The organism is Streptomyces sp. CB02414, assembly GCF_001905385.1.
Taxonomy (GTDB): domain Bacteria; phylum Actinomycetota; class Actinomycetes; order Streptomycetales; family Streptomycetaceae; genus Streptomyces.
In genome coordinates this window covers 34,325-56,803 of sequence record NZ_LIPF01000007.1, presented here as the reverse complement: position 1 = coordinate 56,803, position 22,479 = coordinate 34,325, and the positions used below count along the sequence as shown (strand labels likewise).

The following is a 22,479-nucleotide window of genomic DNA, read 5'->3' as shown; positions in this document are numbered from 1 at the left end:
ACAGGCCCTACGAGGCCCCCTCCATCTCCCGGACCAGGCTCAGCGGCCGCATGTCGGTCCAGGTCCGCTCGACGAAGTCGAGAGCGCTCTGCCGGCTGTCCGCGGGCCGCGCGCACCGCCAGCCGTCCGGCACCCCGGCCGCCTCCGGCCACAGCGAGTACTGGCCCTCGTCGTTGACCAGCACCAGGTACCGGCCGTCGGCGTCCTCGAACGGGTTCGTCATCGTGTCTCCTTCAGCTCGGCGGCGATGATCGGACCGATCTCGGTGAGCGGGCCCTGACGCATCATCGTCGTGTGGTGGCAGTCGATCCGGTACTCGTTGATCTCCCCGTCGACGTGGCCGAGCCAGGAGTCGACGGCCGGTGCGCCGTCGCGGGCGGCGGTCAGGTAGACGACGTTGCCGTGGAACACCCCCGGCGGGGCCTCGTGCAGCAGCCGCTGCGTGTGCAGGCCGCTGTCCACCAGAGTGTCCAGGTCCTCACCGGTGACACCCACGTCGTCGCCGATCGCACGGGCGATCGCGGCACGGTCCATCCGGCCGTGAGCGGGCGCGGAGTCGAGCAGGGCGAGGAACCGCACCTGCTCACCGTCGCGCTGCAGCCGGCACGCCAGCGCGTGCGCGATCGTCCCGCCCGCCGACCAGCCGAGCAGGTGGTACGGGCCGGCCGGCTGCACCGAGCGCAGCCGCGCCAGATAGTCGTCGACCATCGCCTCCAGGTCCGCCGCGGGCTCGTCCCGGCGCGCCTGCAACCCGTACACGGGATGGCCCGGCAGGTGCGGCAGCAGGCCCGCGTAGCACCAGCTGAGCCCGGAGACCGGGTGCACGCAGAACAGCGCGGGCGCGGAACCGACGGCCCGCACGGGCAGCAGCACGTCGACCGCGGCGTTCGCCGGGACGGCCAGGTCGAGCTGCTCCGCGAGCGCCTCGGGCGTGGGCGCCGCGAACAACGTCCGCATGCTCAGCTCGGCGCCGAGCACGGACTGGACCCGCTTCAACAGCTTCACCGCAAGCAGGGAATGGCCGCCGAGTTCGAAGAACCCGTCGTCGACCCCGACCCGCTCCAGCCCGAGCACCTCCGCGAACAGACCGCACAGCGCCACCTCACGGGCGGTACGGGCGGGCCGGTCCGCGACGCCGGCCTCCGGCGCGGGCAGCGCCTTGCGGTCGATCTTGCGGCTGGGCGTCAGCGGGAACGCGTCCAGGAGCACCACGGCCGACGGCACCAGATGCGCCGGGACCCGCTCACGCATCCATGCGCGCAGCTCCGCCGGGGCGGCCTGCGCGCCGGTGATGGTCACGTAGGCGACCAGACGGCGGTCGCCCGGCCGGTCCTCGCGGACCACGGCGGCGGCCTGGCTCACCGCGGGGTGGCCCGTGAGCACCGCCTCGACCTCGCCCAACTCGATCCGGAAACCGCGGATCTTCACCTGGTCGTCGGTGCGGCCCAGATACTCCAGCGTGCCCTCGCCCCGCCACCGCACCAGGTCACCGGTGCGGTACATCCGGGCGCCGCCGCTGCCGTACGGATCGGCGACGAACCGTTCCGCGGTGACGGCGGGCCGGCGCAGATAGCCGCGGGCCAGTCCGGGCCCGGCGAGATACAGCTCACCGGGAACCCCCGGCGGCACCGGCCGCAGCGTCGCGTCGAGGACGTACAGGCGCATGTCCCGCACCGCACGCCCCATCGGTGGCGCGCCGCCACCGCTCAGCGGGTCGCTGACGGTGCCCACCACGGTCGTCTCGGTCGGCCCGTACACATTGATGAGGGTCCGGCCGTCCGACCAGGTCGCCGCGACACCGGCCGGGCAGGCCTCGCCGCCGACCATGACCGTCACCGACGCCGGGATCTGCGCCGGGTCCAGCTCCGCGAGCGACGACGGCGGCAGGCACATGTGGGTGATCCCGTGCCGCCGGACCAGACCGGTCAGCGCGGGCCCGGGCAGCAGCTCCTCCGGCGGGGCGAGCACCAGCCGGGCCCCGGAGAGCAGGCCGAGGGACAGGTCCCACACCGACGCGTCGAAGCTCGGCGAGGCGAACTGCAGGACCACGTCGCCCGGACCGGTCCCGACGCGCTCGCGCTGGGTCGCGGCGAACGCGGCCAGACCGGCGTGCGAGACGACCACACCCTTGGGCCGGCCGGTCGACCCGGACGTGTAGATCAGGTAGGCCGGGTTGCGCAGGTCGACGGCGGCGGGCACCGGCCCGTCGGCCGGGACCTCGGGCAGCGCGTCGAGACGGAGCACCGGGCAGTCGAGCCGGGGCAGCACCGCGGCGGTCTCCCCGGTACTGACGACGAGCGCGGGCGCGGCGTCGGACAGCAGGTGGGCGATCCGCTCGGCCGGATACCCGGGGTCGACCGGCAGATACGCCGCACCGGCCTTCTGCACCGCGAGCAGCGCGGCGACCATCTCCGCCGACCGGGGCAGGGCCAGGCCGACCACGTCCTCCGGTCCGGCCCCGTGCGCGGCGAAGAGCCGGGCCAGGTCGTCGGCGCGGGCGTCGAGTTCGCCGTACGTCCACTCCACCCGGCCGTCGGCCACCGCGATCTCGTCCCGGTACGCGGCCACCGTCTCAGCGAACAGCTCCGGGAACGTGCGGGGCGGCACCGGCGCACCGGACGCGTCGGGCAGGACACGGCGCCGCTCGTCGTCGGAGAGCAGCTCGAACGCGGACACCCTGGTGCCGGGTTCGGCGGCCGCGGCGGTCAGCAGCCGCAGCAGCCGCTCGGCCAGCGCCGCGACCGTGGACGCGTCGAACAGGTCCGTCCGGTACTCCAGGGAGCCGTCGACGCCGTCGCCGCTCTCGCTGAAGTTGAACGTCAGGTCGAACTTGGCGTTGACGCCGCCGACCGGCTCCGGCTCGACCCGCAGACCGGGCAGCGTCACCTCGGCCCGGCCGGTGTTCTGGAGCACGAACGCCACCTGGAACAGCGGGTGCGCGGCCGGCGACCGGACCGGGTTGAGGATCTCCACGAGCCGGTCGAACGGCAGGTCCTGATGGGCCAGCGCCGCCAGATCCCGTTCCTTGACCCGGGCCAGCAGGTCACTGAACGTCGGATCGCCCGAGGTGTCGGTGCGCAGCACGAGCGTGTTGACGAAGAAGCCGACCAGGTCGTCGAGCGCCTCGTCCTGACGCCCGGCCACCACCGTGCCGATCGGCAGGTCCGTGCCGGCGCCCGACCGGGTCAGGAGCGCCGCCAGTGCGGCCTGCAGCACCATGAACAGCGTGCAGCCGTGTTCCTGGGCGAGCCCGGCCAGCGCGCCGTGCACCTCGGCGGGGACGCGGAAGTCCACGACTGCGCTGTGCCCGTCGGCGCTCGCCCCGCGCGGCCTGTCCAGGGGCAGGTCGAGGAGCTCCGGCGCGCCGGCCAGGGTGTCGCTCCAGAAGGCGATCTGCCGGGCCAGGGTGCTCTGCGGGTCGTCCTCGTCGCCGAGGGCCTCCCGCTGCCAGAGCGTGTAGTCGGCGTACTGGACGGGCAGCGGACGCCAGTCGGGAGCGGCCCCGGCGAGGCGGGCCCGGTACGCGGTGCCGAGGTCCTCGACCAGCGGTGCGAGGGACCAGCCGTCACCGGCGATGTGGTGCAGCACCACGACGAGGACGTGCTCGTCGTCGGCGAGCCGGAACAGGTGCGCCCGCCACGGAAGTTCGGCCCCCAGGTCGAAGCCGGTGGCGCAGACCCTCTCGACGGCCTCCTCCAGGCCGGCGCGCGCCACGTCCGTGACGGTCAGTTCCGGCCGGGCGTCCGGCCCGGCCAGGACGACCTGGCGCGGCTCCCCGTCCACTTCGGGCAGCACGGTCCGCAGCGCCTCGTGCCGGCCGGTCACGTCGGCGAGGGCCTGCCGCAGCGTGCCGGAGTCGAGCGTGCCGGTCAGCCGCAGCGCGAACGGCAGGTTGTACGTCGAGTCCGACCCGGTGAGGCGGTCGAGGAACCACAGCCGCTGCTGGGCGAACGACAACGGCAGGATCTCCGGCCGCTCGAAGACGCGCAGCGGGCTGCCGCCGGCACGGTCCGTCCCGGCGAGCTGCTCGGCGAGCCCCGCCACGGTCGGCGTCTCGAACAGCGCCCGCACCGGGAGGTCCGCGCCGAACGCGGAGCGGATCCGGGTGATCAGCCGGGTGGCCAGCAGCGAGTGCCCGCCCAGCGCGAAGAAGTCGTCGTCGATGCCGACCGGCGGCACCGCGAGCAGGTCGGCGAACAGGTCGGCGAGCGTGCGCTCCGCCGGGGTGCGCGGCGCCCGGGACGCCGCCGCGGCGGCGAACACCGGCGCGGGCAGCGCCTTCCGGTCGGCCTTGCCGCTGGTGTTCAGCGGAATGTGGGCGAGCGGCACGACCGCCGCCGGGACCATGTAGTCCGGCAGCGACCGGGCCGACCAGGCCCGCACTTCGGCCGCGTCGACATCGGCCGGGACCACGTAGGCGACCAGACGCGCGTCACCGGGCCGGTCCTCCCGCGCCACGACGACGGCCTGGGCGACCGCCGGGTGCCCTTCGAGGACCGCCTCGACCTCGCCCGGCTCGATCCGGAAACCGCGGATCTTCACCTGGTCGTCGGTCCGGCCCAGATACTCCAGCGTCCCGTCGCCCCGCCACCGCACCAGGTCACCGGTGCGGTACATCCGGGAGCCCGGCTCACCGAACGGGTCGGCGACGAACCGTACGGCGGTCATCGCGGCCCGGCCCCGGTAGCCGCGGGCCAGCCCCGCACCCGCGTGATACAGCTCGCCCGCCACGCCGGGCGGCACCGGCTGCAGGTCCGGACCCAGCACGTACGCACGGGTGTTGGCGAGCGGACGGCCCAGGGTGACCGGCCGGCCGGCCACGATCGGACTGCCGAGCGTGTCGACCGTGCACTCGGTGGGCCCGTAGTAGTTGTAGCAGTCGGTCCGCGGCGCGGCACCGATCTCGTCCCACAGAGCGGCGTCGATGGCCTCACCGCCGACCGACAGGACCGCCGGGGCGTGCCCGCCGCCGTCGCCGCCGTCCAGGAGACCGGCGGCGATCAGCGGCTTCGCGTACGACGGGGTCACGTCCAGGAAGTCGATCCTCTCGTCCCGCACGTATCGGACGACCGCCTCCGTGTCGGCGCGCAGCTCCTCGTCGATGACGTGCAGGGTGTGCCCGTCGGCGAGCCACAGCAGCTCGTCCCACGACGTGTCGAAGGAGAACGACGCGGTGAGCGCCACCTGGACGGTCCCGACCCGCGCGGCCAGCGGCGCGATCAGCGTGGTCCGGTGCTCGTGGAACAGGTTCACCACGTTACGGTGCTCCACCACGACGGCCTTGGGCTTCCCCGTCGAACCGGAGGTGTAGATCAGATAGGCCGGGTGCCGCGGGTCCAGCGGCCGCACCCGCTCCGCCGGGTCGAGGTCACCGTCCGGGAAACCGGCAAGCACCTCGTCGTCGAGCCCGGTGAGGACAACGGCGGGCGCCGCGTCCTCCAGCATCGCGTCGGCCCGGTCGCGGGGCATGGCGAGATCGACCGGAAGGTAGGCCGCCCCGGACTTGAGCACCCCGAGGAGCGCCACCACCATGTCGGTCGTACGGGGCAGGACCAGCGCGACCCGGTCCTCCGGGCCGACCCCCTGCGCGATCAGATGACGGGCCACCCGGTTCGCGCGGGCATGCAGTTCGGCGTGGGTGAGCCTGCCGTCCCGGGCCACGACGGCGACCCGGTCCGGCACACGGCGTGCGGCCCGCTCGAACATCTCCGGCACGGTCACCGGCTCGACCGGGCGGACGGTGTCGTTCCACTCCTCCAGGAGCTGCCGCCGCTCCGCCGCATCGAGGAGCTCACAACTGCCCAGCGCGGCGCCCGGGTCCGCGGCCAGCGCGGTCAGCAGCGTCTCGAAATGGCGCAGCATCCGGTCGGCGGTCGAGGCGTCGAACAGGTCGGTGTTGTACTCCAGCCGGCACAGCAGGCCGTCGTCGCGCTGGTAGACGTCCAGCGACAGGTCGACCTGGGCGCTGCCGAGCCCCGAGCCCGGCCGGTCGTGCGCCGCGACCCCGGCCAGGTCGAGCGGGTCGTCGTTGAGGTTCAGCAGGTTGAACATCACCTGGAACAGCGGGTTGCGGCTGGGGTCACGGGCCGGGTTGAGCTCCTCCACCAGCCGCTCGAACGGCACCTCCTGGTGCGCGAAAGCACCCACCGCCGTCTCCCGTACCCGGGCCAGCAGGTCGGCGAAGGACAGCGTGCGGTCGAGTTCGGTGCGCAGCACCAGCGTGTTGACGAAGAAACCGATCATCCGCTCCAGCTCGACCTCGGTGCGCCCCGCGACCGGGGTGCCCACGCAGATGTCCCTCGCGCCGGTGTACCGGTGCAGCAGGGCCTGGTAGCCGCCGAGCAGCGTCATGAAGAGCGTCGTGTCGTGGCTGCGGCCCAGCCGTTCGAGGTCGGCGCGCAGCCCGGCCGGGAGCTGCCGGTCGGCGACCGCGCCGTTGTTGGTCTGCACCCGCGGCCGGGGCCGGTCGGTCGGCAGCTCCAGGGCGGCGGGCAGGCCGGCGAGCTGCTCGGTCCAGTAGGGCAGGCCGCTGTCGAGGATGGCGGGCATCCGGTCGCGCTGCCACAGCGTGTAGTCGCCGTACTGGACGGGCAACGGCGGCAGCGGCGACTTCTGGCCGTCCCGGAACGCGTTGTACAGGCGGCTGATCTCGTCGCAGAGGACGTCGAGGGACCAGCCGTCGATCACGATGTGGTGCACGCACAAAGCGAGCACGTACCGGCCGGCGCCGGTGCGGAACACGGTGACCCGCAGCATCGGTCCGGCCGCCAGGTCGAAGGGGCGCCGCAGATCGTCGGTGATCCGCTGCTCCTGCCCGGCCTCGTCCAGGTCCGCCACGTCGACCAGCGGTATCTCCACCGGCGCGGGCGGCAGCACCTGCTGCACCGGCTCGCCGTCCTGCTCGGGCAGCACCGTGCGCAGCACCTCGTGCCGCCGCACCACCTCGGTGACGGCCTCGCGCAGCGGCCCCATCCGCAGGTCGCCCTCCAGGTCGAGGACGAGCGGAATGGCGTACGCGAGGTCCGCACCGGACTGTTCGAGGAACCACAGCCGCCGCTGCATGAACGCGGCGGGCAGCGGCTCGTTGGACACGGGCCGGGGAACGACGGCCTGCCGCCGGGCCGGACCGGAGCCGCCGATCGCACGGGCCAGTGCGGCGACCGTCGGGTTGTCGAGGACCGCCTCGATCGGCAGCTCCGTCTCGAAGCGGGCCCGCAGGCGGGAGCCGAGCTGGGTGGCGAGCAGGGAGTGCCCGCCGAGTTCGAAGAAGTCGTCGTGGACACCGACGGCGGCCAGCCCGAGGAGCTCGCACCAGATCGCCGCGACGGCCTCCTCGGTGGCGTCCCGGGGCCCGTCGAGGACCTCGTCGGCGGCCTGCGTCTCCGCCGCCTTGGGCTCGGCCTCCACGGCGGGCGGGGGTTCCTCGTCGAGGAGCCACCAGCGGCCGTCGCGCCAGGCGTGCACCGCACCGAGGGCGGCCGGCGCACGCACCGGGGCCGGTGCCTGTTCCTCCAGGTCGAACACGGTGACCTGGGCGGTCTCCCGCAGCCGGGCCACGAGGTCGGGCACCGGACCCGCACCGACGAGCCCGCCGCCCACCAGCAGCAGCCGCACCCCTGCGGCCGCGGCCTGCCCGGCGAGTTCTGGCAGTGCCTCCCGCACGGCGGGGTCGTCGACCGCGACGGCGACGGCCGGGCCGACCGCGCCCTCGGTGGCGGCGACCGCCCCGTCCGCCGCGGCGGACCGCACGGTGCCCGTGTCGCCGGCCAGCGCGGCGATCAGCCCCGGCGCGGGCAGGTCGCCGACGGTGACGACGACGTCGTGCTCCCGCCGGCCCGCGGCCGGACTCCCGGTGGACCGGACGCGGTTGCTCTCGCAGTCGATCGGCTCGAACGGGTGCGGCGGCAGGGCGCACAGCTGCGGCGCGTCGAGGAGCTCCTCGACGGGAATGTCGAAGCCGCACTCCCACAGCCTGCCGAGCGCGGCGAGGAGGTTCTCCTCCTCGCTGTTCTCGGCGCTTCCGCCGACCGGCACCGCCAGGTGCTCACCGGTCCAGGCCGCATGCCCGCGCAGCATCCGGGTCATGGTCTGGCCGGGGCCGAGCTCGACGAAGACCCGGCAGGAGCTGTCGAGGAGGGTGTCCACGCAGTCGGACAGCCGCACCGTGCCGGCCGCGTGGTCGGCCCAGTAGGCGCCGCCCGAGGTGACCGCCGGATCGGCCCAGCCGCCGGTGACGTTGGACAGGTACGGCAGGGTGGGAGCCGTGTGCGGGATCTCCTCGACGATCCGGCCGAGCCGTTCGGCGGCCGGCCTGATCGCCTCCGTGTGGAAGGCGCCGTCGATGTCGAGGACCCGGTCGCCGATCCCGTCGGCCTTCAGCCGGTCGATCTCCTCGACCGGGCCGGCCAGCACCGAGTAGCGGGGCGCCTCGATCGCCACGGCCAGCCCCGGCCGCGCGGCGAGCAGTTCCCGCACCTCGTCCGGGGACGCCTTGACGGTCAGCATCCGGCCCGGCCCGACGCCGCTCAGGATGGTGCCGCGCTCGTGCACCAGACGCAGCGCGTCCGAGGGGGACCACCGTCCGGCGACGGCCGCGGCGACGAGTTCACCGGCGCTGTGCCCCAGCATGGCCTTCGGCTCGATGCCGTACGCCTGCAGCTGCCGGGCGAGGGAGAACCCGATGGCGAACAGCGCGAGCTGCTCGTTCACCATGCTCCGCAGCCACTCCAGGCCGGGATCCGGGCGCAGCACGACGTCGAGGTCGATGCCGTAGCGGCTGCGGCACTCGGCGGCGAGCGCGTCGAACGTCTCGCGGAACACCGGCAGCCTGCGGTGCGCGGCGCCCCCGAAACCGGAGCGCAGCACACTGGTGCCGGGGAACAGGAACGCGATGTCCCGCTCGGCGAAGACCCGGGCGACCGGCGGCGCCGCACGCAGCGCCTCGGCCGCCTCGGCCCGGTCGGCCGCGACCACGGCACTGCGGTGGTCGAAGCGGCGCCGCCCGGTGGCCAGGGTGAACGCCACGTCGTCCTGCGGGTCGGCGGACGACTCCAGGTGCTCGGCGAGTGCGGTGCGCTGACTGCGGACGGCCGCCGCCGAAGCTCCCGACAGGCAGAAGACACGAGGCCCCACCCCGTCCCTACGGCTGCGGACCGGCGGCGACTCCAGGACGACGTGCGCGTTGGTGCCGCCCACACCGAAGGCGCTCACCCCGGCGAGGACCGGCCCTTCGGCGGGCAGGGGCGCCAGCTCGGTGGCGATCCGGAACGGCGACGTGCCCAGCTCCAGACCCGGGTTCGGCTCCCGGTAGTGCAGCGTCGGCACAAGCTCCCGGTGCTGCAGCATCAGCGCCGTCTTGATCAGCCCGGCCGCGCCGGCCGCGGCACCGGTGTGGCCGATGTTGCTCTTCACCGCGCCGAGCCGGCAGTAACCGACCCGGTCGGTGGACTCACGGAACGCCGCGGTCAGCGCGGCCACCTCGACGGGGTCGCCGACCCGCGTGGCGGTGCCGTGCGCCTCCACGTACGCGATGTCGCCGGCCTCCACACCGGCCTGGGCGTGCGCGTACTGGATGGCGTCACGCTGGCCGGCGAACGAGGGCGCGCTGAAGCCGATCTTCTCCCCGCCGTCGTTGTTCAGCGCCGAGCCGCGGATCACCGCGACGATCCGGTTGCCGTCCCTGACCGCGTCCTCCAGCCGCCGCAGCACCACCACGGCCACGCCGCTGCTGCCGACCGTGCCGCTGGCGGCCGCGTCGAACGGGCGGCAGTGGCCGTCCGCGGACTCGACGTACCCCTCCTCGTACAGATAGCCGGTGACCTGCGGCAACCACAGCGAGGCGCCCCCGGCCAGAGCCGCGTCGCACTCGTAGTTGAGGAGGCTCTGCGCGGCCTGGTGCACCGCCACCAGCGACGTGGAGCACGCCGTCTGCACGGTGAGCGCCGGGCCGCGCAACCCCAGCTTGTACGCGACCCGGGTGGCGAGGAAGTCCTTGTCGTAGCCGATCATGCTGGACAGTCCGTCGCCGCCGGTGCCCTGCAGCTGCGGGTTCATCATGTCGCAGCCCGCGTACACACCGACCCAGCCGCCGAAGCGCTGCGGATCGATCCCCGCGTCGTCGAGCGCCGTCGACGCCGACTCCAGGAAGACCCGCTGCTGCGGGTCCATCGCCGCGGCCTCGGCCGGGCTGTAGCCGAAGAACCCGCGGTCGAAGAACTCACCGCCCGCCAGCACACCGCGGGCGGGAACATAACGCGGATGCCGGGCCAGCGCCGGATCCACCCCGGCGGCGATCAGCTCCTCGAGACCGAACCGGCTGATGCCTTCGGCACCGTCGCGCAGGTTCCGCCAGAACCGTCCGGCGTTCTCGGCCCCGGGCAGCCGGGCGGCCAGCCCGACGATCGCCACAGCGTTGGACTCGCTCATGCGTCCTCTCCAACCTTCGTCGGTCGGGCGGTGCGGGCACGACGGGCCCGCCGCGCCTGTGCGGCGCGGCTGCGGACCTCGGCGGCCGCCGAAGACGGCTCGCCGTTGCCGGCGGCCAGGGACCGGGCCAGCGCGTGCACGGTGGGATGTTCGAACAGGCGCCGGATCGGCAGGGTCAGGGACAGCTCGCTCTCCAGCCGGGCGTGCAGCGTGCCGAGGAGCAGCGAATTGCCGCCGAGGTCGAAGAAGTTGTCGTGCGTACCGACCGCGTCGAGGCCGAGCACCGCCGACCACACACCGGCGATCCGCCGCTCCGTCTCCGACTCCGGCGCCGTCCACGCGACCTCACCGACCCGGTCGGCGCGCTGCGGCCGGGGCAGCGCCCCCGTGTCGAGCTTCCCGCGATGGTTCAGCGGCAGCTCCGGCAGCCACACCACGGCACTCGGCACCATGAACTCCGGCAGCCGCGACCTCAGCCGCGTCAGCACCGCCGGTGTGTCCGCACGCTCGCCCGCCACGGCCACCAGATAGGCGACCAGCGGCGCCGCCTCACCCGGACAGCCGCGCACCACGGCCTGACGCACCGCAGGGTCGGCCAGCAACTGCGTCTCGACCTCGGCGGGTTCGACACGGTAGCCGCGGACCTTCAGCTGCCGGTCCAGGCGGCCCAGATATTCGAGGGTGCCGTCCGGCAGCCAGCGGGCCCGGTCCCCGGTGCGGTACACCCAGCCGGGACCGCCGTCCGGATCGCGGTCGCTGAACCGCTCCCCGGTCAGGTCGTCCCGGCCCCAGTAACCCTGCGCGACCGTCACCCCGCCGACGAACAGCTCACCCGGCATCCCCACCGGGCAGCGCCGCCCCGCCGCGTCCAGGACGTACGGGCGCACACCGTCGAGGGGCCGGCCGATGCAGTTCAGCACCGTCGCCGTCGACACGTCGAGGACATGACTGGTCGTGATGAACGTCTCGGTCGGCCCGTACGCGTCGCACACCCCGTACGGGACGGCCGGCGGCAGCGTGGTCAGCGCCGAGCCGGCGAAGAACAGCCAGCGCAGCGCCGGCAGTTCGGTGCCCGCCGCCCACAGCGCCTCGGCCACGGGTGTCGGCGCGAAGAACATCGTCACGCCCTGCTCACCGAGCCACGAGGTGAGTTCGGGCACCACGACGGGACGTTCGTACGGCAGCAGTTCCGCGCCGCCGCACAGCGCCGGCCACACCTCGTGCTGCGTCGTGTCGAACGCGACGCTGTGGATCTGGCTGACCCGGTCGCCGGGCCGCACGTCGAAGGCGTCGATGTGCCAGCGGGTCACGTGCGCGAGGCTCCCGTGCCGGTAGGCGACACCCTTCGGCTCGCCGGTGGTACCCGACGTGTACAGGATGTACGCCGTCGCGTCCGGGCCGGGCAGCGCCGCCGGGGCGTCCCTGGTGACCGTGCCGGCGCTCTCGGCGACCGTGCCGATGTCGACGACCTCGACGCCCGGCGGCACGGCCCCGGCGGCCTCGGCGGGCCGGTCGGTGACGACGGCGCACGCACCGGCGTTGCCGAGGATGAACCGGATCCGGTCCTGCGGGTACTCCGGGTCGAGCGGGCAGACCGCCAGCCCCGCCTTCCACCCGGCCAGCATCGACACGACGAGGTCGGCGCCGCGGGGCAGCAGCAGCGCAACCACCGTGCGGTCACCGGCCAGCGGCCGCAGCACCGCCGCGAGCGCGTCGGCCCGCGCGTCGAGCGCCGCGTAGCTGAGGACACCGCAGCGGGAGCGGATCGCCGGCGCGTCCGGCTGCTCGGCGCACCGCTGCGCGAACAGCGCCAGAACCGTCGTTTGCGCCCCCGCCGGGGCGGACTCCTCGAACCGGGCGAGCTCCGCCCGTTCGGGGGCGCCGAGCAGGTCGACCGTGCCGACCGGCTGGTCCGCGACCTCGGCGAACGACTCGACGAACCGGCCCAGCCAGGCGGCCATCCGCTCCGCCTCACCGCCGGTGAGCCGGTCACCGCGGTACAGGATCGTGCCCCGCAGCCTGCCGTCGGTCTCCTCGAAGCCGACGGTCAGCCCGAACTTCCCGGCGTACCCGGCCCCCGCGTGGTCCAGCTCGACGGGCGTGAGCGCGGCCCCGCCGATCGGCACGGCGGCCCCTCCCGCCGCGGTCGCGGCCAGCGTCACGTCCGCGTACGGCGTCCAGCCCGGGCGGCGCGGCGGCCGCAGCCGGCTCACCACGTCCTCGAACGGCACCCGGTCCAGGTCGAACGCGCCGAGCACGGTCTCCCGCATGGCGAGCGCCAGGTCCAGCACCGTGGTGTCCGGATCGCACGTCGAGCGCAGCACGAGCGTGTTGAGGCACGGCCCGAGCAGGTCGGGGAACTCGTCCCGGTTGGCGACCGGGCAGCCGAACGCGACGTCCTCCTGCCCGGTCCACCGGTGCAGCAGCGCGGCGAGCCCGGTCGCGGCCACCATGAACCAGGACAGGCCGTGCTCCGCCCGCATCCGGCGCAGCCCGTCCAGCGCCCCGGGCCCGAGCGGGATGGCCACCGAACCGGGCGGCGCGGTCTGCAACGGCGCGGTCAGCGCCGGGAACGCCGGTGTCCCGGAGAGCTGCCGCTCCCACGCGTCCAGCCCCTCCCGGCCGTGCGCACTGTCCCGCTCCTCGGCCTGCGCCACCGCGAAGTCCCGGAACTGCGGGCGGCCGGACGGCAGCAGCTCGGCCAACGGCACCCCGGGCAGGTCGGCGAGCCCGTCGAGGACCCGGCCGAGCCGCTCGGCGAGCCGCCGGGCACGGGCGGCGGTGTGCCGGTCCCCGCGATACGACAGCACCGCGCTGAGCTGCCCGTCGTCCTCCACGAACGTCACGGTCAGACCGAACTTCGTCTCGTGCTGCCAGCGGTCGAACGGCAGCGCCGCCATCGTCGCCGGGCCCAGCGCCCGCCGGGTGCGCGGCACGGACACCAGGTTCAGCATGACGTCCAGGTACGGGGTGCGCCCGGACCGCCGCTGCGGGGCCAGTGCGGACAGCACCTCGGGCAGCGGCGCCGCCTGGTACTCGAACGCGTCGAGCATGCTGTCGCGCACCTCGTCGAGCAGGTCGGCGAACGTCGTCGCCGCCCCGGCCCGCGAGCGCAGCACCACCGTGTTCAGGCAGGGCCCCAGCACGTCGTCGAGGCCGCCGCCCTCCCGGTTGGCCATCGGCAGCCCGAACGTGACGTCGCCGCCTTCGTCCGTACGGTGCAGCCACGCGGCGACCGCCGCGACCGCCACCATGTACCAGGACACCCGGTGCTCGTCGCAGAGCGCGGCCGTGCGGCGGGCGAATTCCGGCGCGAACGGGACCGGCACCGCGCCGTGCGCCTCCGGGCGCCGCGGCGGCGCGCCGAGGCCGAGGGTGTCGGGCGCGCCGGTCAGCCGGTCCACCCAGTGGCCGACGGCGTCCGGGTCCTCCTCCCACCGGGCCCGCGCGAACTGCACCACGGGCGGCAGCTCACCGACGGTCTCACCGAGGGCGCGCGCATAGAAGTGGGCGAGGTCGCGTTCCAGCGTCGGCACCGACTGCGCGTCGAACGCGATGTGGTGGAAACACAGCAGCAGCGTGTGCGTGTCCGGCCCGGTCCGCACCAGGCGGGCCCGCAGCAGCCGCCCGGCCGCGAGGTCGAACGGCGTCGACGCCTCCCGGTCGGTCAGCACGGCCAGGTCCTCGGTGCCGTGGGCCAGTTCAGGCGTCCACGGTCCGGTGACGACCTGGTGGAGCCGCCCGTCGTGGTGGTGAAAGGCGGTACGCAGGATCTCGTGCCGTTCGACGAGCGCGCCCAGCGCGGTCCGCAGCGCCCCCGGGTCGACGTCGCCGGTGATCCGCCACGACAGGGGAACGTTGTAGGCGGGGCCGGTGCAGTCCATCTGCTCGGCCAGCCACATCTGTTCCTGCATGCTCGTCGCGGGCACCCCGGCCGCCGCCGTCTCCGGCTGCTCCACGAGCCGGTCCTCGGCCCGCGTGTCCAGGTGCGCGGCGAGTTCGCCGAGCCGCGGCACCCGGTACAGGTCACGGACGGAGAGGCGGATCCCGGTGCGGGCGGCGATCGCCCCGGTGAGCCGGGGCACCAGCAGGGAATGCCCGCCGATCTCGAAGAACGAGTCACCGGCACCCGGCGGGGGACAGCCGAGGACCTCGGTGAAGATCTGGGCGAGGAGTTGTTCCGTCGGTGTCGACGGCTCGGCGCGGGGCGCGGCCGGCAGCCCGCCGCCCTGGGCGCGCAACGCGTTGCGGTCCACCTTGCCGTTGCCGGTCAGCGGGAAGCGCTCCACGATCCGGAAGACTCCGGGCACCATGTAGGCGGGAAGCCGGGTCGAGAGGTGGGCGCGCAGGTCGGCGGCCGACGGCGGCTCCCCGTCGCACACCAGGTACCCGGCGAGCGTGTCGGCGCCGTCGAGGAGCACCGCCGCGTCCGCCACGTCGGACCGTTCCCGCAGCAGCGCCTCGATCTCACCCGGCTCCACCCGGAACCCGTGCAGTTTGATCTGGTTGTCCACCCGGTTGACGTACGCGAGCTGCCCGTCCGGCAGCATCCGCACGAGGTCACCGGTGCCGTAGATGATGCCGCCGTCCGGGTCGGCCGGGTCGGTGCGGAACCTCTCGGCGGTCAGCTCCGGCCGGCGCAGATACCCGGCGGCGACACCGTCACCGCCGATCCACAGCTCACCCGGTTCCCCCGCCGGTACGGGCCGCAGCCTCTCGTCGAGGACGTGCAGGGTGGTGTTGGTGACCGGCTGGCCCAGCGTGACCGGGCCGGTGGCCGCGACCAGGCCCGCGGTCGACCAGATGGTGGTCTCGGTGGGGCCGTACAGGTTCCACAACGCCCGCGAGCGGCGGTGCAGCTCGTCGGCGAGGGTCCGCGGCAGCGCCTCCCCACCACAGAGGACGGTCAGTTCCGGGTCGCCCGCCCACCCCGCGGCCAGCAGCATCCGCCACGTCGCCGGTGTCGCCTGCATGTGGGTGGGGCGGGTACGGGTGAGATGCCGCACGAGCAGGTCACCGTCGCGGGCCACCTCCGCGGAGGCGACATCGACGGTGCCGCCGGTGATCAGCGGAAGGAACAGTTCGAGTGCGGCGATGTCGAAGCAGACCGTGGTGAGGGCCAGCATCGTGTCGCGGTCGCCGAACCCGGGCCGGACCGCCATGGACCGCAGCAGGTTCGCCAGACCACGATGCGTGACCTGCACTCCCTTCGGCCTGCCCGTGGAACCCGAGGTGTAGATGACGTACGCGATGTCGTCGCCGCCCACCGGGACCGGCACGGCGAGCGGTGCGGCCGTGAGGACCTCGCCCAGCAGGACGGTCTCGATGCCGGTGGCGGCGATTTCGGCGCCCGGGGCCCGGTCGGCGATGAGCAGCGCCGCCCGGGAGTCGTCGAGCATGCCGGCGATCCGCTCGTCCGGGTAGATCGGGTCGAGCGGCACATACGCGGCACCCGAAAGCAGCACACCCAGCAGCGTCGGCACCAGGTCCGCCGACCGGTCGAGGTACACCCCGACGAGGTCGCCCCGCCCCAGCCCGCGCGCCGCGAGATGACCGGCCACCGCGTGCGCCCGGCGACCGACTTCGGCATAGCTGAGCGTGCTGCCCCCGTGCACCAGCGCCGTGTCGTCCGGGGTGCGCGCGGCCTGCCCGAGGAACAGCGCGGGCAGCGGCAGCGCCTCCTCCTGCCACACGGGCGTCGCGGCCGGGGCGCTGCCCACGCCCAGCTCGGCGGCGGCCACGTCGTAGCAGTCGCGCAGCTCACGCAGGAACACCTGGGTGGAGGTGGCGTCCCAGATCAGATGGTGGGCGCAGAGAAACAACACCTGCCGCTGCCCGTCGAGTTCGGCCAGCCCGATCCGCAGCAGCCGCCGCCCGCCCAGGTCGAACGGCCTGCGGGAGCCCGCACGTATCCACGCCTCGACGGCGTCCTCCGGCTCGCCCCGCAGGTCGGCCCGGTCGACGACCGGCGTCCAGGCCTCGCCGACCTGCTGGAACAGGCGGCCGTCACGCTCGGCGAACGTCGTACGCAGGATCTCGTGCCGCTCGATCAGCACCGCCACGGCCCGCTCCAGCGCCTCCGCGCAGAGCGTGCCCTGCACCCGCCACGCGTACGGCACGTTGTAGAGCCCGTCGCCCGGTTCGAGACGCTCGGCGAACCACATGCGTTCCTGGACGCTCGTCGCCGGCGTGCCGACGGTCGTCGTGCTCATACTCCGGTCCTCCTGAGATCGTCGACAGCGGCGGCGAACGCCTCAGCCGTGGGTCGGTCGAACAGCGTGCGCACGCTCAGCCGGACACCGAGGACCCGGCGCAGCCTGGCCACCACACGTGTGGCGAGCAGCGAATCGCCGCCCAGATGGAAGAAGTTGTCGGTCATACCGACCTCGCCCGCACCGAGCTGCTCGGCCCAGACACGGCACACGGCCGCCTCCAGATCGGTGCGCGGCGCGACACCGGCGGCGCGTTCGGCCCGCACCGGCTCCGGCAGCCGCGCGCGGTCGACCTTGCCGCTGGCGTTCAGCGGGAACTGGCCGAGTATCACGAAGTCGCTGGGCACCATGTACGGCGGCAGCACGGCGGCCAGCAGGTCCTGCAGCTCCGGCACCGACAGCTCGACACCCGCGTCAGGCACCGCGTAGGCGACGAGCCGGGGCCCGTCCTCGTCCCGGCGCACCAGCACCAGCGCCGACCGCACCCCGGGGCAGCCGGTGAGCCGCGCCTCGATCTCGCCCGGCTCGATCCGGTAGCCGCGGATCTTCACCTGGTCGTCGCTGCGGCCGAGGAACTCCAGCGTGCCGTCGGGCAGCCACCGCACCATGTCACCGGTGCGGTACAGCAGCGCCCCGTCCTCGCCGTACGGATCGGGCACGAACCGCTCGGCCGTCAGGTCCGGCGCCCCCACATAGCCGTGGGCGAGGCCGAGGCCCGCGACGAGCAGCTCACCGGGCACCCCGGCGGGGACCAGCCGCAGCTGCGGGTCGGTGACGTAGCAGCGGGAACCACGGACGGGCCTGCCGATGGGGATCGACACGGCCTCCGGCGGCACCTCGGTGATCAGGTGCGTGGTACTGAACGTGGTGTTCTCCGTCGGCCCGTACCCGTTCAGGAGCCGCCCCGGCGCGTTCCGCGGCTCCAGCACGGTACGGATCACCGCGGGATCGAGTGCTTCGCCGCCCACGAGGACCGTGCCGACCCCGGCGACCGCGTCCGGCACTGCGCCGACGGTGTGGTTGAACAGCGACGACGTCATCCACAGCACGGTGACGCCCCGCTCCCGCAGCGCGGCCGCGAACACCGCGGGCTCCACCACCGTCTCCTTCGGCAGGACGACCGCCTCGGCGCCGGTGAGCAGGGCGCCCCAGATCTCGAAGGTGGCGGCGTCGAACGAGATGCTGCTGCTGTGCGCGACCCGGTCACCGGGCCCGATGTCGACATAGTCGGTCTCGTGCACCAGCCGCACCACCGCCCGGTGCGGCACCCGCACCCCCTTGGGACGGCCCGTCGACCCGGAGGTGTACATGACGTACGCCAGATCCTCCGGCCCCGGCACGCCCCGCGCCGCACGGCCCGTGGCCTCGGGCAGCTGGTCCATCAGCACCCGCGGCCCCGCCCAGGCCGCCGTCTTCTGCACGTACGGGCTGCCGGTCACCACCGCGACGGCACCGGCATCGGCAAGGAGACCACCGAGCCGCTCCGCCGGATAGCCGGGATCGAGCGGCAGGTAGTGGCCGCCCGCCTTGAGGATGCCCAGCAGCGCCGCCACCTGGTCCGCGGAGCGGTCCAAACACACACCGACACACGCCGGGCCGTCGAGTCCGGCGAGCGCGGCCGCGACCCGTTCGGCCCGCGCGTCCAGTTCGGCGTACGTGAGAACCTCCTCCCCTTCGCGTACGGCCGGCGCCTCCGGGCGCAGCGCGACCTGCTCGGCGAACAGCTCCGGCACCGACCTGCCCGCACCGTGTAACGGCGCGGCCGCGTTGCCCCGGGCGAGGAGCTCGGCCTCGTCGTCGGCGGTGAGCAGCGCAAGCGAGGACACCGGCCGGTCCGGGCCGGCGGCGGCAGCGGCCAGGATCCGTTCGAGGTGAGCGAGGAGACGCTCCACGGTGGAGCGGTCGAACAGGTCCTGCCGGTAGTCGACGTCGACGACGAGTTCGCCGCCGTCCTCGAACGCCATCACGTCGAGTTCGAACTTGACGACACCGGGATCGAAGACGAACTCGGTGACCGTCGAGCCGGGCACCCGCAGCGGGTCGGCGGGCGTGTTGAGGAACGACAGCACGACATTGACCAGCGGCGGCCTGCTCAGATCACGGTCAGGGCCGTGCAGGTCGGCGAGCTGCTCGAACGGCAGGTCCTGGTTCTCCTGCGCCTGCAGCGCCGTCTCCTGCACCTGCCCGAGCAACTCACCGAACGACGGGTCACCGGTCAGGTCCGTACGCAGCACGACCGTGTTGACGAAAAACCCCAGGAGTTCCTCCAGCTCGGGGCGGTCGCGGTGGGCCAGCGCCGCGCCGAGGAGCACGTCCCGCTGCCCGGTGTGCCGGGCCAGCAGTGCCGACAACCCGGCGGCGACAGCCGCGAAGAGCGTCACGTCGTGCCGGGCGGCCAGCTCACGCACCGCGCAGAGCACCTCGGCGGGAACACGCCGCCGCACCCGTGCCCCGTCCCAGCACTGCACCGGTGGCCGCGGCCGGTCCGTGAGCAGCCCCAGCGGCTCACAACCCGCCAACTTCCCCCGCCAGTACTCGAGCTGACCGTCCAGGACGTCCTCGTCGAGGGTCTCCCGCTGCGACCGGGCGAAATCGGTGTACTGCAGCGGCGGCTCACCCAGCGGAGAATCCACATCGAGGAGGTACGCCTCGTACAGCTCGGACACCTCACGCAGCAGCAGCGACAGGGTCCACTGGTCGGCCACCAGGTGGTGCAGGCAGAGCACCAGCACATGGTCGTCCTCGTCGATACGCAGCAAACCGGCCCGCAACAACGGGCCCCGGCGCAGCTCGAACGGCCGCAGCACCTGCTCCCGCGCCAACTCCGCGGCACGCGCAAGCCGCTCCTGCCCCGGCACGCCGCCGACCGGCGTCACCGGCACCTCGACCGGCTCGCAGGCCTGGATCCGGTGCACCGGCCGACCGTCGGGCCCGTCGGCGACCGCGGCCCGCAACACCTCGTGCCGACGCACCACCTCGGTCAGCGCCCGCGCCAGCAGACCGGGCGCGAGCGGCCCCCGAATACGGTGCGCGGACGGAATGTTGTACCCGGCGGCACCGGGATGCAGCTGGTCGAGGAACCACAACCGCTGCTGGGCGAAGGTGAGCGGGGCATCCATCAGCTGACCTCCGTGTGACCGACAAGGCTCGTCCCGGACACGCCGAGGCGACCGGCGATCGCCGCGACGGAAGGCTCCTCGAGCAGCCGGCGTACGGGGACACGCACACCGAACTCGTGCAGGATCCGCGACGAGAGCTGGGCGAACGTCAGCGAGTGCGCGCCTAGCGTCCGCAGATCGTCGTCCCGGCCGACCCCACGGCCGAGCAGCTCCTCGACCAGCCCGCTCACGGCCTCCTCGGCGGCGCTCCGCGGACCGTCCGCACCACGCCGCGGCCCGTCGAGCCACCACGGCAACGGCAACGCGCTGCGGTCCACCTTGCCGACCGGCGTCAACGGCAGCCGGTCGAGCAGAACCAGCAGGTCGGGCATCTCGTGCGGTACGAACCGGGCCGCGAGCACCTCACGCAACTCCTCCCGCAGCCGCTCGTCGCCCGCCTCGTCCGGCGCCCGGTTCACCGTCTCGACGGGTGCCGCGGCCGGGCCGGGCCAGGGCAGCCGCACCGGCTCGGGCACCGTGTCGTGCAGCCACACCGCGTCCAGTGCACCGTCGGCACGCCCGGCGGCCCAGCTGAGCCGCACCCGGTAGGGCAGACCGAGGGTGAGCGCCCGCAGATCGACCGGCGACGGCGCCCCGCCCGGCCGGGCCCGGGCCCGCAGCTCACCGGCGGTCACCTGCCCGGCCATGCCGCGCCACGCCGAAAACCGCGCCGCCAGCTCCGCGTACGGAATGCCCCGGACACCGAACACCCGCGCCTCGCCACCACGCAGCACCGCACGGATCGCCGCCAGGTCGACCTCGCCGCCGTAGTCCCGCCACTCGAACCCGGGAGCCTCCGGAACCTCGCCCGCCCGCACCAGCACATCGAACCGGCCGGGGTCGGCACGGTCGTACCGCGGCACGATCTCCACCGACCCCGCCGGCAGGTCCGCGAACACCACCGGATGCACCGCCGGCCCGGCATCGTCCCGGTGTTGCCCGTACGCCCGCCAGCGCAGCTCGTCGCCGGTGGTGCCGTCCACCGCGGCCGCCAGCACGGCCCTCCCCGCGGCGGGCCCCAGCAGAGGCAGCGACCGCACCCCGCTCACCAGCACCGTGCCGCCGTGCCGCTGCGCCGCGCCGATCACGGCGAGCAGACCATCGGCACCGTCCACGGCGTGCGCATCGACCAGCACCAGGTCGTAGGCCCCCCGCACCTCCGACGTCAGCGACTCCCGCCGCTCATGGACGTCACACACCTTGTCGAGGCCCGGCACACCCGGCCCGATCTCCAGCACGGACCGGGGCGCGAGAGCCCGCACGGCGGCGACCGTGGTGACGGCGCTCCCGGCCGGCCCCGGCGGCACCGACCAGCCCGCCGCACCGCCCGGGCCGGCCTTTTCGACGTACGCGACCAACTGTGCGGCCTGCCCCGCGGGCCGCACAGCGGCCACCGCGGCCTGCCGCACACCGGGGTGCCGCATCAACGCCCGCTCGATCTCGTCGGGTTCGATGCGATGCCCGCGGACCTTCACCTGCCGGTCGATCCGCCCGAGGAACTCGAACTGCCCGTCCGCCCCGAGCCGCGCCAGGTCGCCGGTGCGATAGGTGCGCAGCCCGCCGTCCATCCCGAACCGCCGGCTCGTCAACCCGGGCCTGCGCAGATAGCCGCGGGCCACACCGGGACCGGCCACCACGATCTCACCGGCCTCACCCGCGGGCACGGGCCGGCCCTGCGGGTCGAGCAGGCGCACATCCACCCCGCCCAACGGCCGCCCGATCGGGACCGGCCCGTCCGCTGCGGCCTCGTCGGCGACCACCGCGGACGTCACGTACACCGTCGTCTCGGTCGGACCGTAGATGTTCATGAGCCGGAACGGCAGGCCGGGCCGGGGACGGCGCCGCAGCGCCTCACCGCCCGTCACCAGCCAGCGCAGCGCCAACGTCTCAAGGCCCGGCTGGGCCAGCACGATCTCGGCGAGCGCGGTGGTCAGGAAACACACCGTGATCACACGCTCCCGCAACGCCCGGACCAGCCGCTCGGGGTCGCCCCGGTCGTCGTCGGAGACCGCGACGGCATGCCCGCCCACGCTCAGCAGCGGCCACAGATCGAGGATCGACGCGTCGAAACTCAGCGGGGCGGCCAGCGAACCCCGGTCGGCCGCGGTGAGTCCGAGCGCCTCCGCATGCCAGCGGCACAGGTCGGCGATCCCGCCGTGCTCGAGCTGCACTCCCTTGGGTGCGCCCGTCGACGCCGACGTGTACATCAGACAGGCCAGGTCGTCCCGGCGCACCCCGACGTCCGGCGGCGTGGCGGGACACGCGGCGATCAGCGCCGCATCGGCGTACGGGTCCACCACTGTGCCGGCGCCCGCATCCTGCCTCGTGATGACCACCAGGGCGCCGCTGTCCTCCAGCATGTACCGCAGACGCGCCTCCGGATAGCCGGTGTCCAGCGGCAACGCGGCACCCCCGGCCCGGTGCACACCCAGCAGCGCCACATAGTGCTCCAGGCCACGGTCCAGGTGGACGGCGACGACCACGCCCCGCTCCACGCCGAGCCCGCGCAGATGGTGGGCCAGCCGGTTGGCCCGCTCGTCCAGCTCACGGTAGGACAGCACACCGTCGGCGCAGGTGATCGCCGGTGCCTGAGGAGTACGGCGGGCCCAGTATGCGATCGCGTGATGTACGGGCCGCCCCCCGCCGTCCGTCCGGTCCGCTCGTGAGGCAACCCGCTCGTCCAC

The 22,479-nt window shown here is 74.1% G+C and carries 5 protein-coding genes; all 5 read right to left on the bottom strand.

Features of this window, described 5'->3' with window-relative positions; genetic code table 11:
- Positions 1–7 precede the first annotated feature (7 nt).
- The 5 genes from AMK11_RS22660 to AMK11_RS22640 are packed head-to-tail and all read right to left on the bottom strand — an operon-like array spanning position 8 to position 22,479.
- The gene (locus tag AMK11_RS22660; protein WP_073729866.1) at positions 8–223 is read right to left on the bottom strand and encodes an MbtH family protein; all 216 of its coding nucleotides are present in this window, start codon (positions 221–223) and stop codon (positions 8–10) included.
- Positions 220–10,425, bottom strand: coding sequence for a hybrid non-ribosomal peptide synthetase/type I polyketide synthase (locus AMK11_RS22655; RefSeq protein ID WP_073729865.1), 10,206 nt, complete (start codon positions 10,423–10,425; stop codon positions 220–222). Before AMK11_RS22655 ends, AMK11_RS22660 begins: the two co-directional genes overlap by 4 nt.
- Positions 10,422–16,637 carry a non-ribosomal peptide synthetase gene (locus tag AMK11_RS22650; protein WP_073729864.1) on the bottom strand — a complete coding sequence of 2,072 codons (6,216 nt, stop codon included), beginning with the start codon at positions 16,635–16,637 and terminating at the stop codon, positions 10,422–10,424. Before AMK11_RS22650 ends, AMK11_RS22655 begins: the two co-directional genes overlap by 4 nt.
- Entirely contained in the window at positions 16,634–19,756 is a 3,123-nt protein-coding gene (locus AMK11_RS22645) for a non-ribosomal peptide synthetase (protein ID WP_073729863.1), read from the bottom strand. The genes AMK11_RS22650 and AMK11_RS22645 overlap by 4 nt, the downstream gene beginning before the upstream one ends.
- On the bottom strand, positions 19,756–22,479 hold the full coding sequence (locus AMK11_RS22640; RefSeq protein ID WP_073729862.1) for an amino acid adenylation domain-containing protein: 2,724 nt from the start codon (positions 22,477–22,479) through the stop codon (positions 19,756–19,758). The genes AMK11_RS22645 and AMK11_RS22640 overlap by 1 nt, the downstream gene beginning before the upstream one ends.

Excerpts from the sequence above, each read along its gene's own strand:
- AMK11_RS22660 (WP_073729866.1), bottom strand. The coding sequence starts at position 223 with ATGACGAACCCGTTCGAGGACGCCGACGGCCGGTACCTGGTGCTGGTC.
- AMK11_RS22655 (WP_073729865.1), bottom strand. The coding sequence starts at position 10,425 with ATGAGCGAGTCCAACGCTGTGGCGATCGTCGGGCTGGCCGCCCGGCTG.
- AMK11_RS22650 (WP_073729864.1), bottom strand. The coding sequence starts at position 16,637 with ATGAGCACGACGACCGTCGGCACGCCGGCGACGAGCGTCCAGGAACGC.
- AMK11_RS22645 (WP_073729863.1), bottom strand. The coding sequence starts at position 19,756 with ATGGATGCCCCGCTCACCTTCGCCCAGCAGCGGTTGTGGTTCCTCGAC.